The organism is Pseudoalteromonas sp. SG44-1 (genome assembly GCF_014164315.1).
GTDB classification, from domain to species: Bacteria; Pseudomonadota; Gammaproteobacteria; order Enterobacterales; family Alteromonadaceae; genus Pseudoalteromonas; species Pseudoalteromonas rhizosphaerae.
This window is the reverse complement of sequence record NZ_JACJEW010000267.1, coordinates 1-348: the sequence shown is the minus strand read 5'-3', so window position 1 is coordinate 348 and position 348 is coordinate 1. Positions and strand designations below refer to the sequence as shown.

Here is a 348-nt window from a genome sequence, read left to right as displayed (position 1 = left end):
GCCACCCAACACCAACCAGAAAACTGGACACGCGCTATTTTTACCATTAATCGCCAAGGTCAATTTAATCTCAACTTTGAGCGTGATAATAATGATGATGACGTTATTACCGCACAACAAACACATTAATTCATAACCTAGATTCAAATAAATAATTTACCGCTCTTTAACAACATGGATATTGTTAGGCTAGGCACTAACAGAATCTAAAGTTAGCGCCCTAGCCTTTCATTTTTGCACAAGTAAATTCGAGTCTACGCATTCGTAGCAGCGGGTTTACCCCGCGACATAATTCCCCCGCAGCCCACAACGAATTATTATTTGATGATAAAGCCAATGACAGCAACG

The 348-nt window shown here is 40.2% G+C and carries 1 pseudogene; it reads left to right on the top strand.

The annotated features are described in order from the left end of the window. Window positions 1-129 (top strand): annotated as a pseudogene (locus H5187_RS24960) (DUF600 domain-containing protein); the annotation flags it as partial. Window positions 130-348 lie beyond the last annotated feature (219 nt).